Here is a 26,417-nt window from a genome sequence, read left to right as displayed (position 1 = left end):
TTCCCCGACGGGCAGGCCTCCCCACCGCTCTGCCCCTAACCAGCTAGAGGAGTTCGCCATGAAAAAGAAAACCATCGCCACCGGGGGACTGATCCTGGGCGCCGGAGTTGCACTGGCAGCCGCGGCGATCCCGGCAACACCGATCACCCCATCAGCGGAGCCGGTCGCAGGAATTATCCGCCAGGCTGAGGCCTACGCCCAGGCCGATCCGGTGGCCGAACAGGGCATGCAGGAAGCCGTCCGGCAGTGCATGGCTAAGGCCGGCTTCGACTACACGCCACCCATGTGGATCTCGCCGCTTGACCTGAACGGAATCATCGGCTTCAAACGGCTCACCGTTGAAACAGCAAAAACAAGCGGCTACGCGAGCACAGAACCGCAGGGCCCACACGAGCCCACGCCAGCGTCTGCCGAAGGCCAATTGTTCGCCGACCCAGCATTCAACCAAGCTCTCACAGGCCCCGCCGACACCCAACCCAAAACGACAGCGGACGGATTGGGAACATCCGCAGGAGGATGCCGTGGCCAGGCCATGACACGCATCTACGGCAGTGCTGAGAATTACATGCTCGCGACCCTCGGCGCCTCCAACTCACTCTTGATTGCGACCAATTCCGCTTCCAGCGATCCCGGCGTGGACAGGGCGATCAGGGACTGGAAACCATGCATGAACGAAACTCCCTATTCCTCCTACGCGAACCCGCAGCAGGCATCTGACGCCGGAAAAGCAGTGGGGGGCCAGGAGGAGTTCAGGATCGCTGTAGCCGACGCCGTCTGCAGGGACAAGACCGGATTTCACGCCACGCTCGACGGCATCCTGGACAAATACCTGACCACCCGCATGCAGCAACTCGCGCCTGAGATCGAGAAAGTCAAAGAAATCCGACGCAATGCGGCCTCAAGCGCGGCACCAATCCTCGCCACAATGACTAATTGATGGGGCGTCAACAATGCGTTATGGAGGAACAAAACATGAGGGCTTCGCGGCATGGAATCAGGCCCGGATGGGTGCTGCTCGGGATCTTCTCCGTGTTCATGGTTCCGATCCTTCTGTTCTTCGGAATCTTTGTCGGAGGCCTCGATAACGAGGAGTCCTGCCATCTAACTCATCATCAGACATATGACCCGGAGTACAGAATGGCGCACCCGGAACATGCGGGCAGGAACATCTTCCCGTTGAGCAACAAATGCAACGCCGACTACGACATGGTCCCCTTCTGGATGAACCCAGCGATCGTCGGATTCGCACTCCTCGCTGTCGGCGCATTCATAGTGCCACCACTGAGGAACCGCTTAGCACACAACCAGGGTGGCCCTGAATGAAGAAGCCGTCCCGGTGGTCGTGATTCACGTTGACATATTCACACGAAATAACAAATCGATGCTGAGAACGGGAGCCGTCTATCCTGGACGGTCTGATCCGGGCCGCTGCGGTGCCTGACGGGCCAAGGCTGCACCCTGGGCCGCCATCGCCGACATGGAAAGCCTCGGCCGTAGTCTCTCGGCCCTGTCCGCCGAGCACGGCATCGACTGAGCAGCGTGGTGCAGAGTCTGCATAGGGAGCGAGTACAGCGAAGACCCCACTGCCAGGAGCATTTGCTCCGGCGGTGGGGTCTATTTTTTGCTGGGGCGCCCCGGCTTTACGCCGACCGCTCCAGCTCCGGGAACGGAGTAAGGATTCCTCCCAGGAGCAGCGTGCCGAGCAGGAAAGACAGTGCCGAAACGCCGATGACCCCGAACGCGATGACTGTCGGCTTCTACTGGCCAAACCAGGATTCACGTGTGGCCGAAGAAGCACGGCGCCCGCTCGTCCGCGGCGGGCGCCCAGGCCGCCGTGAATGCCGCGAAATCCCGCACGCCATGGTCCCGGCCCAGCACCTTGGGGAGGTGATCGTCGCCGCCCTCGCACAGGAAATCATCACCCTGAATGCGGAACTGGCCGCCCTGGGCGCGCTGATCAGCGAGAAGGTCACCGAACACCGTCATACCCCGGCCCTGCTGAGCATGCCCGGTTTCGTCCCCGTCCTCGCCGCGGGGTTCCTCGGCGCCACGGGCGGAGACCTCACAGTTTTCGAAACCGCTGACCGGTTTACCGGCGTCGCCGGACTCGCTCCGGCACCAAAGGACTCCGGACGGATCACCGGCAACCACCACCGTCCGCGGCGCTACGACCTCCGTTTCCTGTGGGTCTTCTATCTCTCCGGTCTGTCGGCCGTATCCCGGACCTACTACGACCGAAAACGCGCCGAAGGCAAGACCCGCATCCAGGCCATGCCCTCCCTTGCCCGCCGCCGACTGAACGTCCTGTGGGCCAAGCTCCGCGACGACATCACTTGCACCCGAGTTGCCGCGGGGGCACCATCAACGTCCGCCTGACGAGACGTGCCTGCGGCGGTTCCGGTCGTGCCCAGACGGCCGTCCATGGAACATCACCGACAGGCCTCACCTGAAGGGAGTCTCATGCCCTTGAGAGACGGGGCGGCTCAGAACCAGGTGGGTTCGCGGCGCGCGTATGGTTCCTCTATGGCTGTGACCTCGTCGTCGGTGAGGGTGAGGTTGAGGGCCGCTGCTGCGTCGGTCAGGTGGTGTGGCTTGGTGGCTCCCACGATCGGGGCGTCCACGCCCGGGTTTTTCAGGACCCAGGCGATCGCGACCTGAGCCATCGACACCCCTCGGGTTTCGGCGATGTGCTGGATCGCGTCGACGATGTTCTTGTCGCTGTCGAGCCAGAGGGGGTTCCCGTTGAAGTCCAGGTCGGAGTTGGTCTTTGCCCGTTCGGTGTTGTTCTCACCCCAGGGGCGGGCGGCGAGTCCGCCGGCGAGCGGGCTCCACGGGAGGCTGCCGACGCCCTGATCGGCGAGCAGGGGGAACATTTCCCGTTCTTCTTCCCGCATGATGGGGCTGTACTGGTTCTGCATGGAGACGAACTTTGTGAAGCCGTTGGCTTCGGCGGTGTACTGCATCTTGGAGAACTGCCACGCTAACATGCTGGATGCTCCGAGGTAGCGGGCCTTGCCGGCCTTGACGACGTCGTGGAGTGCCTCCATGGTTTCCTCGACCGGCGTGTATGGGTCGTACCGGTGGATCTGGTAGAGGTCGATGTAGTCGGTGTCGAGCCGGGTGAGGGAAGCGTCGACCTGTTCCATGACGGCCTTGCGGGAGAGCCCGGCACCGCCGGGGCCGTCGTGCATGTGCTGGTGGACTTTCGTGGCCAGGACGATCTCGTCACGACGGGTAAGTTCTTTGATCGCGCGGCCGACGATTTTCTCGGAACCTCCGAAACTGTAGATGTTGGCTGTGTCCCAGAAGGTGATGCCGAGGTCGAGCGCCTGACGAAAGAACGGCGCGGCGGCGTCGTAATCGAGTGCCCATTTTTCCCGGGAGCCGTCCCCGTAGCCCATGGTTCCCATGGAGATCCTGCTGACCTTCAGGCCCGAAGAGCCCAGGCGTGTGTACTCCATTGGTTTTCTCCTACGCGTATGAGGCCGGGGGTTCCGGCGTTTGGGGTTTAGGTCGTTGCTGCTGAATGGTGGTGCGGCATGTATTGGCGCAGACCCATGCGCAAGGCCACGGAGCCCGCGGCGAAGATCGCGCCGGTCAGCGGGACCCAGACCACGCCGAGGGTGTCGACGGTGAGCCCGCCGAGGGCTGCGCCCAGGGCGATGCCGAGTTGGATGGCGACGACGGAGACACTGGTCACCGTGTCGGGAGCGTCGTGGCCGACAATCAGGACGACCTGCTGATCGAAGACCGCCGCGGCGGAGTATCCGATGCCCCAGATCCCGAGGAGTGCCACGGCGACCGCGAGGTTCAGGGGCAGCACGCTCAGGCCGAGGAGACCTGCTACGAGCAGCAGGGGCGCGGCCAGCAGGCCGACGAACAGGCCCCGCCGGGGAACGCGTCCGGCCAGGGCCACCCCGAGCAGTCCTGCGGTCCCCAGCACGGCGAGCCCGGCCCCCACCATTTGCCCGAGGCCGACCCGTTCGAGGTACGGGGCGATGTAGGTGAGCACGGCGAAGTGGGCCAGGAGCATGACGGCCCAGCCGCCGATGATCAGTCCGACTCCGGGAAGCCGGACGGCCCGGGCAATGGAGAGCGGCCGCCTGGTGTCCGGATTGACCTTGGGGATGGTGAGGAAGGCAAGGGCCGCCAGCACCACGCTGACCCCGGCCAGGATCAGGAACGCCGCCCGCCAGCCCAGTATCTGGCCGAGCAGGGTTCCGAGCGGGGCGCCGGCCGCCAGCCCGAGGCTGGTGCCGGCAAAGACGATCGCCATCGCGCGGGGTGCATGCCCCGGGTTGGTGATCCGGGCGACCGTGGGGGCTACGGTTGCCCACAGCAGCCCGTGCGCGGTTCCGGCCAGGACCCGCCCGGTGATGGCGACGGGAAGGGCGGGGCTGAAGGTTACCAGGATGTTGGCGGCCGCGAAGATGCCCAGTATCGCCGCGAACAGGACGCGCCGCGGGACGCGGAGGGTGAGCCGGGTCAGCGGCAGGACGGTGACGACGATGGCGGCGGCGTAGGCCGAAGTCAGGAAACCGGCCGCGGCGATGCCGGCGCCCAGGTCAGCGGCGATGCCGGTCAGCAAACCGGACGGCAACAACTCGGTGGTGACGCTGGTGAACCCGCAGAGGCTGAGCACGACGAGGGGTAACAGGGATGAACGCACGGTCATCGGGCCGGAGGTTGTGGTTGTCGCCATGGGCAGGTCCAATCGGTTGCTGAGGGGTGGGCGTCAGGCCTGGTCGGTGGGCATGATCCAGAGTTCGGCGATGGAGGCGTGCCGTGGGCGGGTGACCATGTAGGCGACGCCGTCGGCGATGTCCTCGGGTGCGAGGACCTCTGTCTGTTCGTAGAAGGGGTCGATCATTTCGCCGCGGACCTCGGGGCTGTTGTGCGAGCCGAGCTCGGTGTCGACGCCGCCGGGTTCCAGGACACCGACGCGTACGTGCCGCCGGGTGATTTCCTGGCGGAGGGATTCGGTGAAGCCGTTGACGCCGAACTTCGTGAGGTTGTAGACGCCGTAGCCGTTCCAAGCGACGCGGCCGGCGATGGAGCTGATGTTCACGATGTCCGCGACCCGGCGCGGGCCGTCCTCTGCGGCTTTGAGCAGGTGCGGAAGGGCCGCGTGTGTAGTGTGGAGCAGGCCCTGTACGTTGACGGAGATCATGCGGTCCCACTCCGCGGGGTCGGCGCCGACGACCGGACCCAGGAGCATCAGTCCGGCGTTGTTGACCAGGATGTCCAGCCGGCCGAACCGTTCCACGGTCTGGTCCACGGCGGACTGTGCCTGGGCATGGTCGGTGATGTCGGCCACGATGACCAGCGCGGTGCCGCCCGCCTTCTCGATCCCGGCCGCGAGGGCTTCCAAACGGTCCCGTCGGCGGGCTACGAGCGCCAGGGAGGCGCCGAGCCCGGCGAGCTGCCGGGCTGTGGCCGCCCCAATGCCGCTGCTCGCTCCGGTGACCAGCGCTGAAGTTCCGGTCAGTTTCGATGTCATGACTGGGTTCTCCTCAACGTGTTGGTGCCGGCTTTTGGGCAGCCGGAAGCCATTGGCGACCCTCGGGCCTGCGTCGGTGGACGACGGCGGGAGCCCCGCCGTCGTCCCTTGCGCAGACGTCAGGCGTCGTCGTACGCGAGGTTGCTGGAGAGCCCGCGGTGGGCGTTGGCCTGGTCCTGAAGCTGCTTGGCCCTGGAATCGAACAGGCCGACGGCGTCCGCGCCGGCGGCGAACCGCAGAGGCGGCTCGTCCAGTTCGGCCAGTTCGATCAGGGCGTCGGCCAGCTTGGCCGGATCCCCGCCCTGCTGTCCGTTCATGCCCTTCCACGCGGTGACCGTCTGATCGGTCCGCTCGGCGTAGTCCTCGATGGTGGATTCGGCGTACTGGGTGGATTCCGGGGTGAGTAGTTCGGTGCGGAAGAACCCCGGCTCGACGATCATGCTGCGGATGCCGAATGGGGCGACTTCGGTAGCCAGGGACTCGGCCCAGCCCTCGACACCGAACTTCGAGGCGGCGTACGCGGTGAGGAATTCCCCGCCGGCGATGCCGGCGGTCGAGGAGATCGTGACGAGCAGCCCGGAGCGCTGGGCCCGCAGGACCGGCAGGGCCGCACGGGTGACGTTCACGGGCCCGAACATGGTGGTTTCGATCTGTGCCCGGAAGTCCTCCGGGGTGATTTCCTCGAAGAACCCGGCGTAGAAATTCCCTGCATTGTTGACCAGGACGTCGATGCGGCCGAACCGGTCGACGGCTGCCTGGATGGCGGCCGTGGCGTCGGCGGGGTCGGTGACGTCGAGTTTGACGGCCAGCAGGTGCTCGTTTTCGCCGATCGCCTGGGTGACCTTTTCGGGGCCGCGGCCGGTGGCAACCACGGCGTGGCCGGCGGCCAGGGCCGCCTTGGCGATGTCGGTGCCCATGCCGCGGCCGGCGCCGGTGATGAACCAGACCTTCTTGCCGGCCACGGTTTCGTTCTGTTCAGTCATGTGTTGGTTCTGTCTTTCCTGGATTGTGCGTCCCTGGCTGCGCGCGGGGGCGCGTCCCGGGGACGGGGTATCCACCGGCAGGACCGCCGGCGGTGGTGGTTTCGGGCGGCGGTGCCGCCCAGCTGGCGAGGAAGGCCAGCGCGTTTTCGGACGCGGAGCCGGACTCCGCCGTGAAGGTGAACAGGGTCTGTCCCTCATCGCCGGGAAGGTCCAGGGTCTCGTACTGCAGCGACAAATCCCCGGCGACCGGGTGGTGGAAGCGCTTGGTGCCCGTGGTGTGGATCCGCACGTCGTGCCCGGCCCATAGCGCGGCGAACAGGCCGCTGCGCGTGGTCAGCTCGCCGACCAGCTCATTCAGTGACCGGTCGTGGGGGTTCCGGCCCGCTTCGGAGCGCAGCATCGCGACCGTGGTGGCCGCGATCGCGCGCCAGTCCGGGTAGAAGTCTGCTGCACCCGGATCGAGGAAGAGGTAGCGCGCCTGGTTCGGCAACAGGCCCGGAGCGTCCGGCGCCGGCGGTTCGGCAAAGGTGAACACCGGTCCGTACAGCGCCCGGCCCAGCAGGTTGGCAGCCAGTACGTCGGAACGGCCGTTCTGCACCATGGCGACCACTCCGGTCATGCCGTCCAGCAGACGCAGCACGCCGGGACGGACCCGCAGCTGCGGCGGCCGGCGGGCCATCCGGCGCGACGGCTCGCTGGCCGTCCGCGCCAGATCCATCAGGTGCGCCCGCTCGGCCTCATCCAGCTGAAGCGCTGAGGCCACAGCCTCGAGCACAGAATCTGAGACGCCGCGAATGCTGCCGCGTTCCAGCCGCGTGTAGTAATCCGTGCTCACCCCGGCAAGCTGCGCCACTTCTTCCCGGCGCAGGCCCGGCACACGCCGCAACTCCCCGTAACTGGGGATCCCCGCCTGCTCCGGGCTGATCTTCGCGCGACGCGAGATCAGGAATTCACGGATGTCGTTTTTTCTGTCCACGTCCACCACGCTACGCAGCCCCGGCGGCCGGTGGCAGTGTCTATCAGACACCCCCCAACTGGGCGGAAAGGGCCCGGTACCCCGGCCCCGGTTCGAGCTCTCATGGACGGCCGATGGCCCGACCGGGCCAGCTACTGCAGGCGGTGCAGTCTTGGAAAACAACAGCTTTCCAAGACACTGACCCGCGGGCGGATGAGCCGGCCGAGTGGCTGGGGAAGCAGGGCTCGCCGATGTCTCGCTGACGTGTCCCTGGCGGGCATCAACGATGCTCACCTCAAACAACCTTCACTCGATGTCGCGCAGAATTCCAGCAACTTCTGTCCAACCCGAGGCGTCGTGCCCAGGAGATTCGTGACACGGTACTGAACTGGCTGTACGACGAGCACCTTACTGGCGGTCATGTGCTCGCGGTTAGTGACTTCCTCAACAGCTCACGGAACCACTACCTGGGCCAGCCCTATACCGATGGAGAGCTTCCGCGAGCATCGAAGTGGCTTATGGAGGAGGAGTACATTTCTGGTCACAAGTTGATGGAGCCTGAGATTTTGCGTCCAGCGATCACAACCAAGGGCATTCGTGTCATTGAAAACGAAGATTTTGCAAACAACGCTTTGACTTTCGGCAGGAGTACCCGTGACTCAGTCGAACACCCTCACGCAGAGCCAAATAGAAGAAGTCGAGGGGACTGTTGGCTCGGTTTGTGCGCCGTTGAACCCGGCAGTTATCGGTGACTCCGAGGAGGTGGCAGCAGAGGCTCAAGGTGTTGCTGATGAGATTCAGTCTGAAATCGAGTCAGCAGCGCCCAACTCTGGCAAAGTAAAGGCGCTCCCCTTGAAGCTCGTTGAGCTGGCCGCAACCGGAACCGTCCAGAGCGGAATCGACGCTCTGAACACACTGACGCAGCAGGGTATCGCGGGGATGTAGCTCTCAGAGTGTCCCGATGAACGCGGGTGTCGAAACGGCTCCCTTTCCCATCCTGCATAGTGTGGTTCCCCCGGGAGTCGTCTATCCTTGTCGGTCTGATCCGGGTCGCTGCGGTGCCTGACGGGCCAGGGCTGCATCCTGGCCGCCGTCGCAGACAGCAAGGACTGGCCCGCAACTTCGCGGCACTGTCCGCCGGGCACGGCATCGACTGACCCGCGTGATGCAGAGGCTGCGTCATCAGGGAGTACAGCGAAGACCTCACCGTCAGGAGCTCAGGCTCCCGCGGTGGGGTCTATTTTTTGCTGCGGCGCCCGCATTACGCGCCTACGGCTCCAGCCTCATGAACGGATAATGGATCCCTCCCAGGAGCAGCGTGCCGAGCAGGAAGGACACTGCCGAAACGCCGATGATCCCGAACGCGAAGGCTGTCGGCTTCTCACTGTACAGAGCCTTCGCCCGAGCGATGATGCGCTGGGTCTTGTTGCCTTGGCGTTTTGCGTGATGCTGGCCGTTGCTGTTCTCATCCAGCATGCCGCGGTTCCTCCTGATCTCCCTCTTCGGCTGCCTCGTCCTGCAGTCCTGCATCCGTGCGGTGCCGGCGCTTCAGCAGCGCCCTGCGCTCGCCGCGGGTGAGCCCGCCCCAGATGCCGAAACGCTCGTCGTTGGCCAGTCCGAACTCGAGGCACTGGGCACGCACGCTGCAGCCCGCGCAGATCTTTTTCGCCTTGTGGGTGACCCCGCCGCCTTCGAAGAAGATCTCCGGGTTCTCGGTCAGGCACCTGGACTGTTCACGCCAAGAGAGCCCATCAGGGCTGGGCTGGTGCTGTTGCTGTTGCGGGGCAGGGTCCCGGGTGCCGGGGACTGGCATGAGGCCCGGCATCAGGCTGCCGCGCTCTTCGTCCGGCCGCGGCGGGCTGTGCTCCCCGCCGCCACCGTCTGTACCGCGATGAACAGGCCCTCGCGGTTCAGGTGCCGGGAATACGACGAGTCGAGGTACAGCACCGGGAACGCGCCGATGGAGTTCATCTCCGCGACCTTCGCCATCAGCGCGGGGTAGAGCGGACCTTTCACCGGGCCGGAGCCGCCGCCGTAGACGAACGCGACCTCGGTCATCGCGCCGACGTTGCGGAGTACCGAGCCGAACTTCTCGGCAAGCTCGCCCGAGAAGAACCGGGCCTCCTGGTCGACGAACTGCTTCACACGGTTGTGGAAGCCGCGTTTGAGCGCGGATGGCTCGTGCTGCAGGAACTCGGCCAACTCCTTGCGGTTCGTGAAGCCGGACTCAATGCCCTGGTCCTCCATCGCCTTGATCGCGGCCTCGAGCACCGAGCCGTAGCCCTTGTTGAACGTCTGCGACGCCTCGACGTTGAACCGGCTGTTCGAGAAGACGACCAGGTTGCACGTACCCTCGCCCAGGTCGATGCCGATCGTGTTGGTCGCCGCCAGGAAGTCCTGTGCGGTCATCGCGCTGAGCTCCTTGGCCTGCTCCGGGGCAAGCCGCGAACGGACGTCGCCGAGCATCGCGTCCATGAGCGGCACGCCCTTGGCGACGATCGCGTACTGCGCGCTCGCGCCCTCGGCGAGAACCTGCACGTCCGTGAAGGTCATCCGGACGACAACCTTCGTCTCGAAGTTCTCGATCACCACAAGGTGTGGGTTGCCGCCGTTGAGGAACTCCGCGGCGTAGCCCTCGCGATGCCGCAGAAACTCGGAGATGGGCAGGGCCAGCGCCGCGCGGGCCGTGACAGTGATCTCCTCCTGCGGGACCGCGCTGTGGTCTGCTGCGTGGTCGCGGAGCGCCTTCGCGGCGAAGATGCCCAGGATGAGCGCCTTGGAGAGCGGCTGCTTCGCCTTGCTCGCGCGGCCGACGGTATCGAACTCCACGAACGCGCCGTCTGCGGTCAGCGAGCGGACCCCGAAGATGCGCCGGTACATGTCCGGCACCAGCGGCGACGAGAACGTCACGTCGAGCTGGTTGTAGAAGTCCGGCGACGTCTCCGCAAGCACTGCGCCGGCGTCGCCGTCGGAGACAGGGAGCTGGTTCGGGCGGGTGAGCACGGAGACGCTCGACGGCATGTCGATGGTGTCGCGCCTGCCCGAGGCCTGGTTCTCGATGACGCCCTTGACGTAGCCGTTTCCGACGTCGATGCCGCCGTTGAGTTCGATCCTGATGGTCATGCGAAGTCCTGTCCCTCGGGTCTGGATGCTGTGGAAGGTGAAGTGAGTGGGATTTCCGGCCGGGATCAGCCGCCGTGGCCGAAAATATCCTCCATGTCCACCTGGCCACCGGCGGCAGGCGCTGGCCGGGTGTGCAGAGCCTTCTCTTCAAGGTCCCCGGACGGAGCCTCCGGCGGCTCGCCGGCCGGGGCTCCGACGTCGACCACCGGCTCAGACAGCCGCGGTACGTCTGTCTCCCCGTCGGCGGCCTCTGTGGCATCCCTGTCCCCATCGCCGTCGCCGTCGCCGACGGCATCCGCCAGCGGCGGACGGCCCCGCCGCGGCAGCTGCTCAACCGGCCGGTAGGCCACGTCGATATAACCGTCGCGCTGGATGGACTCGCGAATCAGCTGGCGCAGCGAGAGCGAAATGTTCTGCTGGACATCGAGCCACTCAGTCACCGACGCATCGGCGGCAGGCACGGTCCACCGGATCTTGCGTGGCTCACCCGGCTGCTTGCTCATTGTGGCTCCCTTGTGCCTGCGGTCCATCCGACTGTGCGACGCGGGCGACTGTCGCTGTCATCCGGACTCACCCTCTTTCACATATCGACTCGAATGCGAATCAACTTGACTACATCTTATCGTCTTTATCGCGTCCTTTACAAGCATCTATCGATACACGACTCAGACGCGAGTATGACATCATTTGAGTCCCTGAGAGGACACGCAGGAGACGCCAGCGTTCCAGGCCGTCCTGGAATCGATACCTGGCGACAGATAGAGGTGGCATGAAGTGGTCCCTGCACGGCAGGCCCGTACAGGGATCGTCTATCGGAGAGCTTATGAGGGATCATTATCCCGTGGTCTCTGGAGGCAAGGACGGGCGGGCAGGAATCGATGCCGAACTGGTGGGGCGGCTCGTTGCTGAGCAGTTCCCGCAATGGGCTGACCTTCCGGTAATGCCCGTGGAGTTCGAGGGGTGGGATAACCGGACCTACCGACTCGGGGAGACGATGGCGGTGCGCCTGCCCACGGCTCCCGGATACGCTCCCGCGGTGGCGAAGGAGAGCGGGTGGCTTCCTCGGCTTGCGCCGCATCTGCCGGTGGCGGTTCCGACGGTTCTTGGGGTGGGGAAACCGGATGAGGACTATCCGTTTCCGTGGTCAGTTCGGAAGTGGATCGACGGCGAAGCGGCGGACCGGGGGCACATCGGGGACCGATCGGCGTTCGCTGTGGCTGTCGCCGACTTCCTGCATGCCCTGCAGGCCTGCAACACGGCCGGCGCACCCGAGGCGGGTGAGCACAGCTGGTTCCGTGGTGCCCCGCCCGGCCACTACGACTACGAAACCCGCCGCTGCCTCCGAGCGCTTGAGGGCCGTGTCTACATTGCCGGGGCCTCGGCTGTCTGGGACGCCGCGCTAGCGGCCAACTGGGCGGGGGACCCTGTGTGGTTCCACGGCGACGTTTCCGAGGGAAACCTGCTCGTGGCGGACGGGGCCCTTACGGCCGTGATCGACTTCGGAACCTCCGGGGTTGGCGATCCGGCCTGCGATCTCGTCATCGCCTGGACAATGTTCACAGGACAAAGCCGGGAGGCATTCCGACAGACAGTCGCTCAGGACGACGGCATGTGGGCCAGGGCCCGGGGCTGGGCACTGTGGAAGGCCCTGCTGGGCCTTGCCAACTCCAACGGCAGGGATCCCCACGACGCCTCGAACCACAGGATTATCGCCGACTTGATCGACGAACACGCCCGCAAGGCCTGAATGGCATCCAGCGTCCGGGAGGATCATTTATGGTGCAGCGCCCCCCAGTACCAGGAATCGAGGTATCTGTGGATCCCGCCGGCCGGTCCCCGCTCCATTACGCAGCACTCACCAAATGATGCCGCGGAGGTGACGCGACTAATCACCGACGGCCAGTCGCCCGATTCGTCCGACAGCCAGGGATTCACGCCGCTCCGTCTTGCGTCCCAGGAACACGCCCTGGCCGCGGCGGCCGCGCTGCTCAACCACGGCGCGACAGTCGACCCAACCAACTCCTTCGGCAATACACCGCTGTTCGTTGCCGTCTTCAACTCGCACGGGCGGGCCGGGATGATTGATCTGCTACGTTCACGCGGTGCGGATCCGCTGCATTCCAACCCTGGCAGGGCAGACCCCCGTGGGACTGGCCAGATTAATCGGCAACTACGATGTGGCACAGTACTTTCAAGATCCCAGTTGACTGCCGTTGCAAAGAACGTCCCAATTGGGATCCCCTTGCCGGCGCTGCGTGCGACAAAGAGCGCCGTGGAAAAGCCGCCATTTACCGCCGAAAGTCTCACGGGCAGCGCTCACCCGCAGGCCCCCCCACTTGGTACACAGCGAAGACGCCAGCAGGACACCTGCATCGGCGGGGCGGCTTCAGTGAAATCACCGCAGCGTCCTGCCCGTGTCCCGCAAGTGCTCCAGTTGCGGCCCCGCCGCGCACCCCTGCCCGGAGAGAGCATCGCTGCGTCCCATATGGCCCCTGCAGAGCCGCTGGCGGGACACCTGTGCGACACCCGCAGTGGGGGGCTGACTCGGTGGGGCCCTGGCAGCGTCCTATACGTGTCCTGCAAGTGCTCCGGTCGCGTCCCCGCCGCGCACCTCTGCACGAATGGACAGCATTGCGTCCCCATATGGCTCCTGAAGGGCCACTGGCGGGAGGCCCAAATGACACCGGAAGGACGCCTGCCGGTCCCCGGGGATCCTTCGCGGACCAGTCTGCGTCCCGGCGGTGTCTCCCTGGTGTCTTTCGTGTGCTCTTGCGGTACACATCAATGACACCAGTGAGACGCGGATGTGTCGCTGTTTCCGGTGGCTGATGCAGTTGCGGAACGCACGGGAACTAGCCGCCGGAGGCACCTCCAAGGGGCCTCTGCGGCAGTCGCCGGCGGGCCAGCCAAGTGCTGTTGCAACTGCTGTTGCAGGGGCGGTGCAGATGCGGCATGTGGCACATCGTGGCCACGCAGGGGAAATCGGAGGGACCAGTGCATGGAGCGGGGAAGAGCCCCCGCAGACAGCGAACGTGCGCCGGAAGATGAACCTCCAGGGATACCGTCGCCAGGGAACTCCAGACCGGCACCCCTGGAGGCGCATCTCCTCGAGGAGGGACACAACGGCCCGATGCCGTGACTGTCTGGTTCTGGCTTCTGGGGCAGCCGGTCGCAGCCACGGGAATCTCTTTTTCTGATGCGTCCACGGGCGAGTGCCCCGGACCCGTCGCGCAGGGCGCGACATGAAGCAGCAGAGTCTCCGGGGCCGGATGCTGCGTCGTCGAGACGGTAGGGGAGCGCACGCCTCGGACGCGGTGCAACAGGTGCTGGCACGCTGCGGTTGAAGCGCTGCGGCGGCATGCGGAGCAAGGGAAAGCGACGCCGTTACAGCCAGCACGACGCAATGAAGCAAGGCCGGCTGCCGCCGCCTGCAGCCACAGTCGGAGTGGAGCGTTATCCACAGCCAAAGCGACGGTGTCGCATGAGACTGCATCCGCTGCGCGGCGATGGCTGTAACGCCTGCGGCAGCAGGAGCCAGGACCGGGGCTGACGCCCCGTCCCCGAGGGTGGGAGCAGACCCGTACCCCCGCCCCGATCGTGCCTCACAGGCGGAACCAGTGCAGGGGTACGGCTGTATCACGGCCGGCAAAACAGCAGGACCCCAAAAGTCCCTGAAAACCAAGGGGAAACAGCATGACCCGTACCCCCGCTGCGCGGAAAAGGGGGAGGGGTCCGGGCCAAGGGGGTACGGGCTGTTTCACCTGATATTCCAGTCTTCCGCTTACGCTCCAGACGTGGAACGGAGTGGAGGGACGGCAATTAGAGAAGGGCATAAGGGAACCTGATAACACGTGTCCTGCGGACCCTCGCTTCGCTCGGCCTCTCCGCTGCGCTTCGAGGACGTGTTAGTCGGCATAGCCGACGGGTTCCATCGCTCGCTGCGCTCGCAGGTCCGTCGATCGCTGGCGCTCCCTCCGGCTATGCCCAGCGCTGCGCTTGAGGGAGGAATCCCCACCGCTGCCCGCTGCAGTTGTCCACAGATGGCCAGCCGCAGCAGAGGGAGCAGAACACCGTGGATTGCCGGGCGCTTCGCGCCCGGCCAGGGCGGATGGGACGGTCCTCGTTGACGGTCCGCTGCGCTCCCCGGTTGGAGTTGATGCGGACCGTCCGGCCAGCGAAGCTGGCACGGGTGCGCAGTCGATCATCGGATCACAACTGACCGCGCCGGGGCCCGCGGCCCCATGTCGTTCCACAAGGCATCCCGAGTGCTCGAGCGGTGTCAGGGTGTCTTGACAAGAAATGTCTGCAAGGTGACCCTGACAGCATGGCTGGATACAGCGGAGGGCCGGTTACCCATCGCGCTCTCACAGGACCCAAGCGGCGGTACTCCGACACGACGGATCAGGCGTGGCAGCAAGAATTGTTGCTCACGCTGCGGTGCATCCAGGAGGTCCGGCAGAAATGTGACGACACCGAGTTGGGGACCGTGCGTCAGGCACGGAAAGCCGGACTGTCCTGGACCGAGATCGCGGGTGCGCTTGGCGTGACTCGTCAGTCCACGTGGGAGCGTTGGCACGAGCTCGACAAGACCCTCGAGCGCGACTGAACTTGGTGGCCAATCCGGTGCGGCTCGTGTTGCTGCGGAGACTTTTCAGCGACTGATCCACTGGGCTATTAGCGACGGTAATGCGATCAGCAGCCTTCGATTAATGAGGGCTGTGCCGGAACGGGCCGCTGGGGTATGTCTACGATGCCGGCTGTCATTGCGTGTCGCGCTGGAACGATGACGCCATTCGTAAGGCATTCAGGACCGTCTGGCGCGGCTGCCGTTTCCCGGGCATGAAGAAGCCCCGGTGACCGCCTGGTGCGGTCCGGGGCTTCTGTCGGGCTCAGACGGAAGACAGTGAAGGCCTGGATGACTTTCCGCCGGCCGGATCCTTGCCATGGGCTTCCTGATAGGCAAAGTAGATGTTGTTGGGGATCTTCCCGCGGTCAGCGAATTCGGGGAGGTTGTTCTGCTTCTTCGCCCATTCGCGGATTTTCTTCCGCTCTTCAGCGGTTGTCTCAGGAACGAAGCGGTTCGGCTTGCCCCGAGCCTTGTCCGCAGCTTTCCGGCTGACTTTCAGGAACGGCTGGAGCGCTTTCTCAAGCTGCTTCTGCTCGTCTTCCGTCAGATCCACCTCGTACCAGGTGTCACCCAGTCCAAAGGTGGCTGTGGCAGCGCCTGCCTTGCCACTGATGTCGGACTCAATGATTTCTCGAATAGCCATATCAGTGAGATTAGCGCATCCATGACTGCTTGAGAAGTGAATCGGGATCGTCCCGACACGCCTGGTTCACAGGATGCCCAATCCGAGTCAAAGGTACTGCTACAACAGCAGATCGCATGCCTCAAACTGCAAAAATCGCACGTACCGAACGCGCGGCCGGACGCCCGTCACCGGCGTCCACCAACCCATACCGGGAGGCCCCACCATGTCCACAATCCAGCCTGTCGACAGCCACAGTCCCGTTGCCGGGGAGCAGGATCTCTTCGAGCTGATGTGCGGGCGCCGCGGATGGTCGGATGCCTACCTCCAGGACATCGAGGACTCCGGGCATGACGAGCTCCTGGGTCTCCCGGAGATGGTCGAAGCCCTCGAGGAAGCCCGGACCTCAGGTGCGAAGATCACGATCGCCCCGGACTTCGATATGGACGGCATCGCCTCCGGTGTGCTCGGATACGCCGGACTGTCGGAGCTTGGCTTCGACGTCGAACTGCACCTGCCCGACTACCGCCGCGGCCATGACCTCACCCCCGAGGACATCGGTGACATCCACCGGACGTGGCCCGACACCGGTGTCCTGCTCACCTGCGATGGAGGCGTGAATTCCCACCGGGGCATCGCCGCAGCCCGTGCCCTGGGATGGAAGACGCTGGTCACCGACCATCACGAGGAACTCGAACCCGGGTCCTCGGCTGACATCACTGTCGACCCCTGCCGGATCGACGAGACGTACGCCCACCCGGGAATCTGCGGAGCCCATGTGCTGTATCAGGTCCTGGAGGCCTACACCCGGGCACGCCGGCCCGGGAAGCTCTGGGAGATCCACCTGCTGCGCTTGTTCGCCGGCCTCGGCACCGTCTCCGACGTCATGCCGGTACTCTACGAAAACCGCCAGCTGGTCCGCGACTCCATCTCGATCGCCCGGCTGCTGCGCGTCGCCGCACCACGGACCATTCCCAACCCGTGGGGTGGCTTCGATGCGGATCCGGAGGCCATCGACGTGGAGAAGGCGATCCTGCTGCAGCTGCTGCGCACCGGAGAACACCACCCGGTCTTCGTCCGGGCCTTCCAGGGTTTCGCGCTGCTCCTTAAGGCTTTCGTCCAGGCCGGCAAGATCCGCGGTGTCGACGACCTCGACGAAGGCTTCTACGGCTTCTATCTCGCACCGGCCATGAACAGCCCCCGGCGCACCGGAGATCCCCTTGAAGACTGCTTCGCGGTGTTCACCGCAGGCCACGCGGACGGGATGCTCGAAGCAGCCCACCGGGTCATCGAAGGCAATGAGCGGCGCAAGCAACTGACCACCGAACACCTCGAAGCGCTGAGCGGGGGTGACCAGCCGCTGGCTCCGTGGGTTTACTTCTCGGAGGCACCGGTGGGCATGTACGGTCTCCTGGCCAACCAGATGATGCAGCGCCACGGACATCCGGTCGTCGTCGTCAACCGCCCCGGCGGTCCCGGCGACTTCGTCAGCGGCTCAGGCCGCGCGCCGGCGTGGTTCGACATCATCACCGGCCTGGAGCCCCACGCGGGCCTTAGCGCAATCGGTCACCAGCAGGCCTGTGGTGTGAAGATCGAGCGTGCCGAACTGCTCGACTCGCTCGTTGCGGTGCTCGCCGACGCCACGCAGCTGGCCCTCCTGGACGCCGATACTGATGCGCCCCATGGAGACCTCGTGCTCGGTCCCGACGCCGACTGCGACGCAGGCCTGGATGATCTGGGCCCGCTGGCTGAGTTTGTGCGGCGGGTTGAGGCTCTGCGGCCGTTCGGCCACGGCTTTACCGAACCGGTCGTCGAGATCGCACTGGAGCCCATGGGGCTGCGCGTGGACAGGATCGGTTCAGAGTCCCAGCACCTTCGCCTGGTCACCCGGTCCGGTCTGTCCTGCCTGTGGTGGAACCCGGCCGGGGAGCAGCATGCGGTGCTGGAGGAGCTCATCAGCCGCGCGAGCCGCACTGAGACCGGGACGCTGCGCTTTACGGCGAAACTGCAGCTGAACACCTTCCGTGGCGATACACGCGTGCAGGCTGTGATCAGGGAGCAGATTGACGGGCCGTCATGAGTGGCGTCAGGAACGCGGCTGCGGCAAAGCCAGCAGGCACCTCCCGCCTGGTTGGGGCAGGATGGTGTGTGCTGGCGCCTGCTGCCGTCCTTTCCGGGTACCTGGCCATCGGCGCCGGAGCCCTGGCCCTGCTCCGGGAGCCGGTCGCCGCGACCGCGGCATCCGGTGCGGTCATCATGGTCGCCATTGTCCTGCTCAGGATCCTCAAGCCTTCATGGGTCAGCTATGGCCCGGCTCCGCGGCCGGGGAGGGCGACTCTGCGTTTCGGGCTGGCCATCGCCCTGTGCGCCGTCCTGGCGTTCCTGGCCGGCCAGGCGATGGGCCTGTGGCTGTACTTCGCCGTCGGATCCGCCGGTTATGACGTATCAAACCAGGTCAGGGAGTCAGCCGGCATCTGGCTGACGCTCCTCCTCACGCTGGCCGTGGCGCCGGCGGGGGAGGAGGCCCTCTTCCGGGGCCTGCTCTATCCGCTGCTGCGCCGGCGCGTGGGAGTGGTCATCGCCACGCTCATCACCGCCGCAGGTTTCGGCCTGCTTCACGGGAACATCGTCCAGTTCGCAGCGGTCCTGCCGCTGGGGGTGCTCCTTGCCCTGCTCTATGAGCGCACGCGTGCGCTGTGGCCCTGTATGTGCATGCACCTGGGCTTCAACCTGGCGGCTGCCGTTGTGCCCGCCCGGGCGCTCGTGCCGCTGGCCAATCCGGTCTCCGCAGCGCTCCTGCTGCTGGCCTTCGCGGCCGCCGCGTGGATGCTCCACCGGCAGATCACGGGCCGATGAGGCTGCGTGAGGGATTCCCGCATTCTGCCAGGAAAACGGTGATGCCCTTCGCGCGGGACCTCCGGCAAGAGGCGGGGACCCTGGCGCGGAGGGCCTGTTCGTGGGTGACCGGGTCATCCGGTCACCGGGGGAATGGCTGAAAGAAATCATTCAGCCATACCCGTCACGAAAGGGGGTAATCCATCATGGCCATCGTGAGCAACTGCACCTACGACGCACAGCACCGGCTCGTGCATCCGTCACAGCTGGACATCAGCCGCGCGAAGATCCGTCTCGATCTGGACACCGGGGGGTTACCCACCTTCGACCGCGACCGCGTCCACGTGTTCGTTGTCTCTGACAGCGGCGTCACGCCCCGGCACGCACGGGACCGCGTCAACGCGAAGCTGCAGCGGTTTCACGACCGGGCCGGGGCCGTCCTTGGCTACCGCGGGATCGCGATGCACAAGACCGAAGGTGTGAACCCGCTGAACCACAACACCTCGATCACCTGGGAGATCCTCTACGCCGTTGAACGGCCGGAGCGCTCCCGCAGCCACATTCCCGAATCCCCCTAAGCGGGATACCGGCGGGACCCTGGCACGCTCCCCGACAGGTGAGTGTGCCCCGGAGGTCCCGCACACCCCAGCACGTGCAAAAAGGCCGGAGAGCTCCCTTCCCACGGGGATGCTTCTCCGGCCTTCCTGTTTTCACGTTCCAGTGCAACAACGCCTGCTGATGACAGCCGCCTATCACCTGGCATCAACGATAGCAGTCGACAGAGGCCATCCGCAATGACCACTGATAAGAAATCGAGCGTTATTCGAGTGCGGCACGATAAGCGCACAAGGCTCTTCTTCGTTCGGACGCAGGAGCCGCGGGAATCGGCCGGGGATGTCCCCGGGGCATCGGGGACGCTCCCGCAGGGCCCGTCAGGGGCCTCCTGTCGACCACGGCGTAAGGCCGGTGGCCCCGCAAGTTGTACCACGTAACGTGGTACACCCTAAAATCCGCGCCAGCACTGGGAAGCAGGGCCCTTCGGGGGACGCCCAAAGAGGGGTGTGTACCACGTGGGATTTTGCTCGTGGTACGGCGTTTTGCCTGGTCAGGCACCGTTTTTGGGCGGATGTACCACCAGTACCACGATTTTCCGAGCGTTTACATAGGGGCAAATCCGGACCTGCTCCGCCCCTGAAGCCAGCCTCGTCGCCAGTCTTCTCTCTTATCCCCCCTGCGCATGTATCTAGTCTTTATTTACTGGTACAAGTGGTACAGGGGGTATAAAAAGCCCGCCACAGCAGGGCAAAAGGGTGTACCACGAGCAAATCCCTACGTGGTACACAATCCGCAAAGCGTCCAATAAACCCCACCTGACCATGGGAAACGATGTACCACGTCACGTGGTACAAATCTCGATACCCGTATGGGGTATAGGGTGTTTCCCGGTGCGCTACCGTGCGGTGCTCCGGCGGGCGCCGTGCCGGCCGGTCAGAAGAACTCCCGCGGACCCCGACCATGCGGGCCGGGCGGCTTACGCCGCGCCCGGGTGCGTCGTCGATCACTGGAACCCAGCGGCTCCGTGGGGCATGCGCGCCACTGAGCCGCTGTTGCCCGCATTCACTGCAGCGCTCCCGACGTACGCAGCGCGCCGCTCCCGCTCGCGCGCACCCCTGGATCCTTGCCTGCGGCTTCCATGGGCCACCGGCGTCATGCATTCGCGTTTTTTATCGAAAGATCACTCGATAAGGCATTGCGATAGGCGACTCGAATGGCATAGAGTCGGGAGCACGTTCCATTCGATTACGAGTTCAACCGGCTTCCCACTCATTGCCGGCGGAAACCTCGACGCAATCGGGAAAGACAGCAGCATGACGCCTTCTGATGCCCCTTCGCCCGCCCATGACGCCGGCCGGGCCACTGCCCGCGGCACCAACCCCGTGGCCGACGCGCTGACCGCCGTCAAGAGCTGGTTCTCCGCGCGGGACACCATGGCGCCCCAGAACGAAATCGTCACGTACGCCACGGCCGCGTACCTGGACGCCATCGATCCGGCTGACCCGCCGGACCCAAGGGTCCTGGAATCGCAGCTGCTGGCCATCGTCAACGGCGTATGCAAGAACGAGAACACCAAAACTTCCACAGCCACTGAAAAGCTGCTGCTGGCCCGCAGCCTGACCTATTGGCAGATCGCGCAGATCCTGCTGCGCCTTCACCACGTCATCCGGATCGCCCCGAACGCCAAAGACACCGACCGCGAGTACGACCTCCTGGCGATGTACCAGGCTACCGGGCCCGCCCGCGGCACCTACACCACGAGCGACGACGACATCCGCACCACCGCCCGGATGTACAACACCCAGCTCACCCTCAAAGAGTTCGCCGAAGTGCTCGCCGTCCTGCGCGAGGATAGCCCGCGGACCCACCAATGCAGCCACCGTGACCTCATTGCCGTGAACAACGGAGTCTTCCACTACGGCCGCGCCGGCCGTGACCTCACGGTCGCCGGCAAGGAGTTCCACTTCGAGGCAAAGACAATCCACCCCTTCGACCCCGCGCTGGTCTTCCTGTCCAAGTGCCACATCGACTATGTCGACGCACCCGTCAATCCGGTGATCAGGCACCCCGCCGACGGAAGCGAATGGGACATCGAATCCTGGATCCAGGAACTCTCCGATGACGAGGGCGTGCCAGGGCTGCTCTGGGAAATCATCGGCGCGATCATCCGCCCGCACGTCTCCTGGGGAAAGACCGCCTGGTTCTACTCGGAACAGGGCAACAACGGCAAAGGCACCTTGTGCTCCCTCATGCGTAACCTGTGCGGCCCCCGGTCGCACACCTCGATCCCGCTGTCGGACTTCGGCAAGGACTTCGCGCTGGAGCCCCTGGTGCGCGCCAGTGCGATAATCGTCGACGAAAACGACGTCGGAACCTTCATCGACAAGGCCGCCAACCTGAAGGCCATCGTGACCAACGACGTCATCCAGATCAACCGCAAATACCGGATGCCGATCGCCTGCCAGTTTTTCGGCTTTATGGTCCAGTGCCTGAACGAGTTCCCGCGCGTGAAAGACAAATCGGAATCGTTCTACCGCAGGCAGCTCTTCGTGCCCTTCACGAAGAGCTTCACCGGCATGGAGCGCAAGTACATCAAGCACGACTACCTCCAGCGCCGCGAGGTCCTTGAGTATGCCCTCTGGTACGTGCTCAACAAAGCCGGTGCCGCCGACCCCGGCAACTACTATCAGCTCTCCGAACCGCTGGCCACCGAAATTGTCCTGGCCGAATACAAGGAAGCCAACGACCCCGTGCGTGCCTTCTGGGAGGAATTCCGTGAGCGGGTGGTCTGGGACCTGCTGCCGTTCACGTTCCTTTACGACCTGTACAAGGCCTGGTTCGCAGACGTCTCACCGTCGGGCTCACCCGTGAGCAACAAACAGTTCATCACCGACCTCGTGGCCATTGTCAGGCCTGATCCTTTGTGGCACTGCCCCGACAAGAACCGCAAGATCCGCCCCGCCCGGATGATGGACGTCCCAGAGACGCTGATTGCCGAATACGAGCTGAAAAAGTGGCTCGACCCCCGCTACAGCGGGCCCGACCCCCTGAAGAAGTCCCGCCCTGCCCTCCAGGCCAACTACCGGGGTCTGCTCCGGCACGCGGGACCGTCCACCATCCCGACTGACGCCGCCGATGAACAGGACTGATCACCCATGAAACTTGCCCACGCCATCACCGGGCTCGCCCAGGCGGTCCTCGACCTGGCGCAGCAGCAGACCCGCACCGGCACCGCCATGTCCGACGTCGCCCGCGAACAGCGAATCACCAACCTCATCGTCCGCGCGCAGATTTCAACAGACCCGCAGGAAAAGGCGCGGCTCATGGGCGAAGCGACCAGGCGCATGGACCAGCCCTGCCGGCGCTCACCGCACGATCCGCTGTGAAGCCGCACGGCTTCCCGCTCACCACACCACGGCCGTGACAGCCGGGAACCACGGAAAGAGATCCCATCATGACCACGCAGCTCAAACCCGTCACGGCCGCGAACGCGCTGTTCACGTTTTACGACATCGAATCGCTCCCGGACGTCTTCACCCTGTGCGCCTACACACCCGATCCGCATCCCGCACAGATCGGAAGCCTGGAAGTCTTCTTCCTCGCCGACGACGCTGACCTCGCCTCGAAGATGGATCCGCAGGCGCTGTACGAACAGATCACGACCGCCAACCCCGGTCTGCCGCCGGTTCAGGTGCGGCTGTGGAACCTGCGCAACTTCCAGGCCAACCTCCGGCTCGCCGAACTGGCCGGTCTCTCCGACGCTGAGCAGGTCTGCCACCGCGGCGGGACGTCGTCCTATCCGGCCGGTCTGCGGCCGGTCTGCGACACGGATCCGGGCTACAACCCGATGACCCATCCGTTCCTGGCCGGCTACAACTCCATGAACTATGACACGGTGATGCTCGCGCTGTACCTCATGGAGCTCAGGCTTCATCTGCCCGGCCAGCGCACGGCTGAACGGTTCGAGCGTGTCGAAGCCCGGGACATGCGCGCGCACAACGACCGGCTGTTCAATGAGCACATCGAGTACATGCCGGGCTACCTCGGCTGGGGAACGCCGGCACAGAAAATCCGGCAGGCCATGATCCACTCCGGCCGGCACCTTGATGTTGCCCGGCTCAACGAAGTCCAGTTCAAGGTGAGCCTCAAGCGCCTGCTGGGGATGCTTGGCCGCCAGATCAGGGAATCCGAAAAGCTCAGCCACGACTCCTCGATCTCCACCGTCGAAGAGCTCTATGAGCTGCTGGCCTATAACGTCTCCGACTGCCTGGGCCTGGCGCAGTTGTTCCGGCACCCGGCCTACGCAGGCAACTTCGACCTCAAAGCCGGCCTGCTCGCGCAGTACTCCGAGACGGTATTCAGCAAAAGCAGCGCGGTCCGCAGGGACCGGCTGACCATCGACTCCTCCTCGGCAAAGTTCGTTGGCCGGATCCTTGCGCCGTACACGGCCCTGAACGACATCGAGTCAGTCTCGTTCCTCTACCCGGCCAGGGAAGTTGCAGCCAAACAGGGCGTCGCCCAGGTCAACGTGCTCGATGAGTGCGTGCGGTTCTTTGAAGGGAACGTCGCCCCTGATCCGATGACGCACCCTGAAGCCACGCCCGCCCAGCAGGCAGCACACGCACAATTCATGGAGGTCGTCGACTACTACCGTTCGATCGAGGGGCAGAACTTCAATGATTCGGAGGAGTACCGGGAGCTCTTCGATCTCCCGGTCCGCTCCCTCAGGAACGTCCCCAAGACCCCGAACAACGTGCCGTATTTCCATCGGGACGCCACGCCGTCATCCTGCTTCGCGACCTTCTCGACCGGCGGCATCCACGGAGCCGAGGTCGACCGGGAAGGCTTCGACGCCGACGTCTTCGGGCATCGGGAACAGGCTGCCATGATCGGCCTGGCAAAGTACTTCTATCCCGACGCAAAGGATTTCGTCACCGAAGCCAAGCGCCAGCACAACCTGCTGGCGCTGCCCGACGGCTCGGGCGTCGACAAACGTGCCGTGCTGCTGGGCTCGGATCCGGAGAAGGTGAAATACCGCAAACCGAAGAAAGACGACCACTGGCAGGCAGCCGAACTGGCCCGTGCCCAGGCGCAGGTCCCTGACCCGGCTGTGCTTCTGGCCACCCGGAGGCCGGCATCGGAAGCCCTGACCGTCGTCCTTCCGGACGGTACCGTGCTCGACGGAAAGAATGTCCTGGCCGTTAGCTCGGCCACGGGCGCCGCGTACCGCGATGAACCCGCCGGAAAGGCCCCGGAGCTGTTCGTCGGCAAGAAAGGAGACGACCAGGACAGGTCCACGAGGCTGCATCCGAAATACGCCCGCACCTCGGCGGGTCTGGTGATCCACGAGGATTTCACGAGCTACTATCCGAACCTGCTGCGCAACATGGGCGCGTTCTACAACCCCGAACTCGGTGAAGACCGCTACGCGACGATCTTCTTCGAGAAGGAGCGCCTGGGCCAGGAATTGAAGAAGCCCGGGATCATCAGGGAAGAAAAGGCCAGGCTGGCGACCCTGCGTAATGGCACGAAGCTGGTCCTCAACTCCGCTTCCGGTGCCGGGGATGCCTCGCACCGTACGCCGATCAGGATGAACAACCGGATCATCTCCATGCGCATTCTCGGGCAGCTGTTCAGCTGGCGGATCGGACAGGCCCAAACGCTGGCCGGTGCCCGGATCATCTCGACGAACACCGATGGCCTCTATTCGGTCGTCGGCGGCGGCAACGGCTTCGACGAAGCCACCAACAACCGCGTTCTCGCCGAACAGCAGGAAGCAATTGGTGTCGACATTGAGCCTGAGCTGATGTTCCTCATCAGCAAGGACTCGAACAACCGGCTCGAACTGGGGGCTCCTGCGGCAGGCCGGACGGTCGCAGACAGCCCGATCATCTCGGCTTCAGGCGGAACACTGGCCTGTCATGCCGGACCGATGCCGACCAAATCACTGGCCCACCCGGCGGTAATCGACTTCGCGCTGGCCCGCTACCTGCAGGTTGTCATAAACCGGGGCGAGACTGCCCTGGCTGAGCCCTTCGACCCCGTGCTGGGCCGCAAGATGATCGAAGAAGCGATCACTCCGGCGGACCCTGTGCAGACGCTTCTGTTGTTCCAGAACGTCATTGCCGCTTCCCGAGGGTCGATCACCTATCCTTTCGCGGCCGATCCGGTCACTGCAGGATCAGTCAGCGATGATGACGGGGACGCGGACGCCCTCCTGGCAAATCCGCGGGCCCTGCAGATGGTCAACCGGGTTTTCATCGTCTATGAAGGCACCGCCGGCGCGGTCAGCCTGCACAATGCCGGGGCATGGGTGGTGAACCAGATCAGCCGTGATAAGCGCCGGCAGGCCGGCGTTTCCGGCGTGCGCTCCGACCGGACGGCGCTGGAGATCCTGCGCCATCACGGCTGGGCGCGGGACGCACGCCAGGCGGAGCAATTGGGCCTGAACCACCTGCCGTGCGACCAGGACGTCGTGATCCGCCGCATCAACGGTATCGATCCAGGCTGGTCCATGGTCGTCGTCAACGACGATCTGCACACGCTGCCGCACTCCCAGGTGGCCCAGCTGATCGCAAGCCTCGACCTCGGCATCTACACCCGGATGCTCGAGGAGACGTTCACCAGGAACTGGATGAACAACACCTGAGCAGGCAGCCATCCACCGCACAGCCACACAGGCAACAGGGTGCCGTATTTCGTCGACCCGACAGAATGCCGCACCCTGTTGGCTTTCAAAACACCATTCGACAAGTCCAAATAAGTGACTCGATATGGTTCATAATTGAGTTGAGACGCTAGTCCGACTAGTCGCAATAAATCCTGAGAGGCCATCATGTCCCAGACCGTTCTAACGGGCCACGCGGACTGGGAGCGCCGGAACCCATGGGCATGACCACTCCAGCCAGGCGCGAGAACCACATCGAAAGCTACCTGCTCTCGCGGTGCCGGGCGAACGGCTTCCTCTGCCTGAAGTTCGTCTCGCCGGGACGCGGGGGAGTCCCCGACAGGATCGTCGTCGCCCCCAACAGCACAGTCTTCGTCGAGGTCAAGCGCCCTGGCGGCGTACTGGAGAAACGCCAGCGCATCACGCACGCCAGGATGCGCCGGCATGGAGCGGAAATCCATGTCGTCGATGACGGGGAGAGCGTCGACGGGCTCGTTGCGCACCTCCTCGAGAGCAGGACCGATCAGCAGGGAGAAGCCTCATGACCATC

General features: G+C 64.7%; 23 protein-coding genes. 13 read left to right on the top strand and 10 right to left on the bottom strand.

The annotated features are described in order from the left end of the window. Nucleotides 1–58: 58 nt before the first annotated feature. The 3 genes from ACFRAU_RS07440 (at nt 59) to ACFRAU_RS07430 (ending at nt 2,376) form a co-directional block, all read left to right on the top strand. A complete protein-coding gene (locus tag ACFRAU_RS07440) occupies nt 59–937 on the top strand; it encodes a hypothetical protein (RefSeq protein WP_377999373.1) in 879 nt (292 codons plus the stop codon). 35 nt (nt 938–972) lie between these two features. Next, a complete protein-coding gene (locus tag ACFRAU_RS07435; RefSeq protein WP_377999372.1) occupies nt 973–1,323 on the top strand; it encodes a hypothetical protein in 351 nt (116 codons plus the stop codon). A 459-nt stretch (nt 1,324–1,782) separates the two neighbouring features. Further along, a complete protein-coding gene (locus ACFRAU_RS07430; RefSeq protein ID WP_377999371.1) occupies nt 1,783–2,376 on the top strand; it encodes a transposase in 594 nt (197 codons plus the stop codon). 107 nt (nt 2,377–2,483) lie between these two features. On the opposite strand, the gene ACFRAU_RS07425 is transcribed toward ACFRAU_RS07430, so the two are convergent. From ACFRAU_RS07425 to ACFRAU_RS07405, 5 genes are all read right to left on the bottom strand, one after another. Further along, the gene (locus ACFRAU_RS07425; protein ID WP_377999370.1) at nt 2,484–3,461 is read right to left on the bottom strand and encodes an aldo/keto reductase; all 978 of its coding nucleotides are present in this window, start codon (nt 3,459–3,461) and stop codon (nt 2,484–2,486) included. Nucleotides 3,462–3,508: 47 nt separating this feature from the next. Next, a complete protein-coding gene (locus ACFRAU_RS07420) occupies nt 3,509–4,702 on the bottom strand; it encodes an MFS transporter (RefSeq protein WP_377999369.1) in 1,194 nt (397 codons plus the stop codon). Nucleotides 4,703–4,735: 33 nt separating this feature from the next. After that, nucleotides 4,736–5,500, bottom strand: a complete 765-nt coding sequence (locus ACFRAU_RS07415) for an SDR family NAD(P)-dependent oxidoreductase (protein ID WP_377999368.1) — start codon at nt 5,498–5,500, stop codon at nt 4,736–4,738. Nucleotides 5,501–5,619: 119 nt separating this feature from the next. Beyond that, a complete protein-coding gene (locus tag ACFRAU_RS07410; RefSeq protein WP_377999367.1) occupies nt 5,620–6,483 on the bottom strand; it encodes an SDR family oxidoreductase in 864 nt (287 codons plus the stop codon). Beyond that, entirely contained in the window at nt 6,476–7,459 is a 984-nt protein-coding gene (locus ACFRAU_RS07405; protein ID WP_377999366.1) for a helix-turn-helix transcriptional regulator, read from the bottom strand. The genes ACFRAU_RS07410 and ACFRAU_RS07405 overlap by 8 nt, the downstream gene beginning before the upstream one ends. A 633-nt stretch (nt 7,460–8,092) precedes the next feature. On the opposite strand from ACFRAU_RS07405, the gene ACFRAU_RS07400 reads away from it, so the two are divergent. Then, complete coding sequence (locus ACFRAU_RS07400) at nt 8,093–8,383, top strand: hypothetical protein (protein ID WP_377999365.1); 291 nt, start codon at nt 8,093–8,095, stop codon at nt 8,381–8,383. Nucleotides 8,384–8,707: 324 nt separating this feature from the next. Here ACFRAU_RS07400 and ACFRAU_RS07395 read toward each other — a convergent pair whose 3' ends face one another. From ACFRAU_RS07395 to ACFRAU_RS07380, 4 genes are all read right to left on the bottom strand, one after another. Next, nucleotides 8,708–8,914, bottom strand: coding sequence for a hypothetical protein (locus tag ACFRAU_RS07395; RefSeq protein ID WP_377999364.1), 207 nt, complete (start codon nt 8,912–8,914; stop codon nt 8,708–8,710). After that, entirely contained in the window at nt 8,904–9,251 is a 348-nt protein-coding gene (locus tag ACFRAU_RS07390; RefSeq protein ID WP_377999363.1) for a WhiB family transcriptional regulator, read from the bottom strand. The genes ACFRAU_RS07395 and ACFRAU_RS07390 overlap by 11 nt, the downstream gene beginning before the upstream one ends. An 11-nt stretch (nt 9,252–9,262) precedes the next feature. After that, nucleotides 9,263–10,561: a hypothetical protein gene (locus ACFRAU_RS07385; protein ID WP_377999362.1), complete on the bottom strand. Its 1,299-nt coding sequence runs from the start codon at nt 10,559–10,561 to the stop codon at nt 9,263–9,265. Nucleotides 10,562–10,626: 65 nt separating this feature from the next. Next, complete coding sequence (locus ACFRAU_RS07380; protein WP_377999361.1) at nt 10,627–11,064, bottom strand: hypothetical protein; 438 nt, start codon at nt 11,062–11,064, stop codon at nt 10,627–10,629. A 338-nt stretch (nt 11,065–11,402) separates the two neighbouring features. On the opposite strand from ACFRAU_RS07380, the gene ACFRAU_RS07375 reads away from it, so the two are divergent. Together ACFRAU_RS07375 and ACFRAU_RS07370 are read left to right on the top strand one after the other, a co-directional pair. Then, entirely contained in the window at nt 11,403–12,308 is a 906-nt protein-coding gene (locus tag ACFRAU_RS07375; RefSeq protein WP_377999360.1) for an aminoglycoside phosphotransferase family protein, read from the top strand. After that, nucleotides 12,309–13,349, top strand: coding sequence for an ankyrin repeat domain-containing protein (locus ACFRAU_RS07370; RefSeq protein ID WP_377999359.1), 1,041 nt, complete (start codon nt 12,309–12,311; stop codon nt 13,347–13,349). Nucleotides 13,350–15,450: 2,101 nt separating this feature from the next. On the opposite strand, the gene ACFRAU_RS07365 is transcribed toward ACFRAU_RS07370, so the two are convergent. Continuing rightward, nucleotides 15,451–15,831: an Lsr2 family protein gene (locus ACFRAU_RS07365; RefSeq protein WP_377999358.1), complete on the bottom strand. Its 381-nt coding sequence runs from the start codon at nt 15,829–15,831 to the stop codon at nt 15,451–15,453. Nucleotides 15,832–16,036: 205 nt separating this feature from the next. Between ACFRAU_RS07365 and ACFRAU_RS07360 the strand changes: the two genes are divergently transcribed. From ACFRAU_RS07360 to ACFRAU_RS07330, 7 genes are all read left to right on the top strand, one after another. After that, nucleotides 16,037–17,890, top strand: coding sequence for a DHH family phosphoesterase (locus ACFRAU_RS07360; protein ID WP_377999357.1), 1,854 nt, complete (start codon nt 16,037–16,039; stop codon nt 17,888–17,890). 68 nt (nt 17,891–17,958) lie between these two features. Further along, complete coding sequence (locus ACFRAU_RS07355; protein ID WP_377999356.1) at nt 17,959–18,666, top strand: CPBP family intramembrane glutamic endopeptidase; 708 nt, start codon at nt 17,959–17,961, stop codon at nt 18,664–18,666. A 185-nt stretch (nt 18,667–18,851) separates the two neighbouring features. Beyond that, the gene (locus ACFRAU_RS07350) at nt 18,852–19,223 is read left to right on the top strand and encodes a hypothetical protein (protein ID WP_377999355.1); all 372 of its coding nucleotides are present in this window, start codon (nt 18,852–18,854) and stop codon (nt 19,221–19,223) included. 1,290 nt (nt 19,224–20,513) lie between these two features. Further along, entirely contained in the window at nt 20,514–22,349 is a 1,836-nt protein-coding gene (locus ACFRAU_RS07345; protein ID WP_377999354.1) for a phage/plasmid primase, P4 family, read from the top strand. A gap of 6 nt (nt 22,350–22,355) precedes the next feature. Then, nucleotides 22,356–22,586, top strand: coding sequence for a hypothetical protein (locus tag ACFRAU_RS07340; RefSeq protein WP_377999353.1), 231 nt, complete (start codon nt 22,356–22,358; stop codon nt 22,584–22,586). A gap of 68 nt (nt 22,587–22,654) precedes the next feature. Further along, on the top strand, nt 22,655–25,849 hold the full coding sequence (locus tag ACFRAU_RS07335) for a hypothetical protein (RefSeq protein WP_377999352.1): 3,195 nt from the start codon (nt 22,655–22,657) through the stop codon (nt 25,847–25,849). 242 nt (nt 25,850–26,091) lie between these two features. Beyond that, nucleotides 26,092–26,412 (top strand): VRR-NUC domain-containing protein, encoded by a 321-nt coding sequence (locus tag ACFRAU_RS07330; protein WP_377999351.1) that lies wholly within the window; start codon nt 26,092–26,094, stop codon nt 26,410–26,412. Nucleotides 26,413–26,417 lie beyond the last annotated feature (5 nt).

It is taken from the genome of Arthrobacter sp. NPDC056691 (assembly GCF_042791415.1).
Lineage (GTDB): Bacteria > Actinomycetota > Actinomycetes > Actinomycetales > Micrococcaceae > Arthrobacter.
Note: the sequence above shows the minus strand (reverse complement) of the source record. Positions and strands in the feature narration are given on the sequence as shown.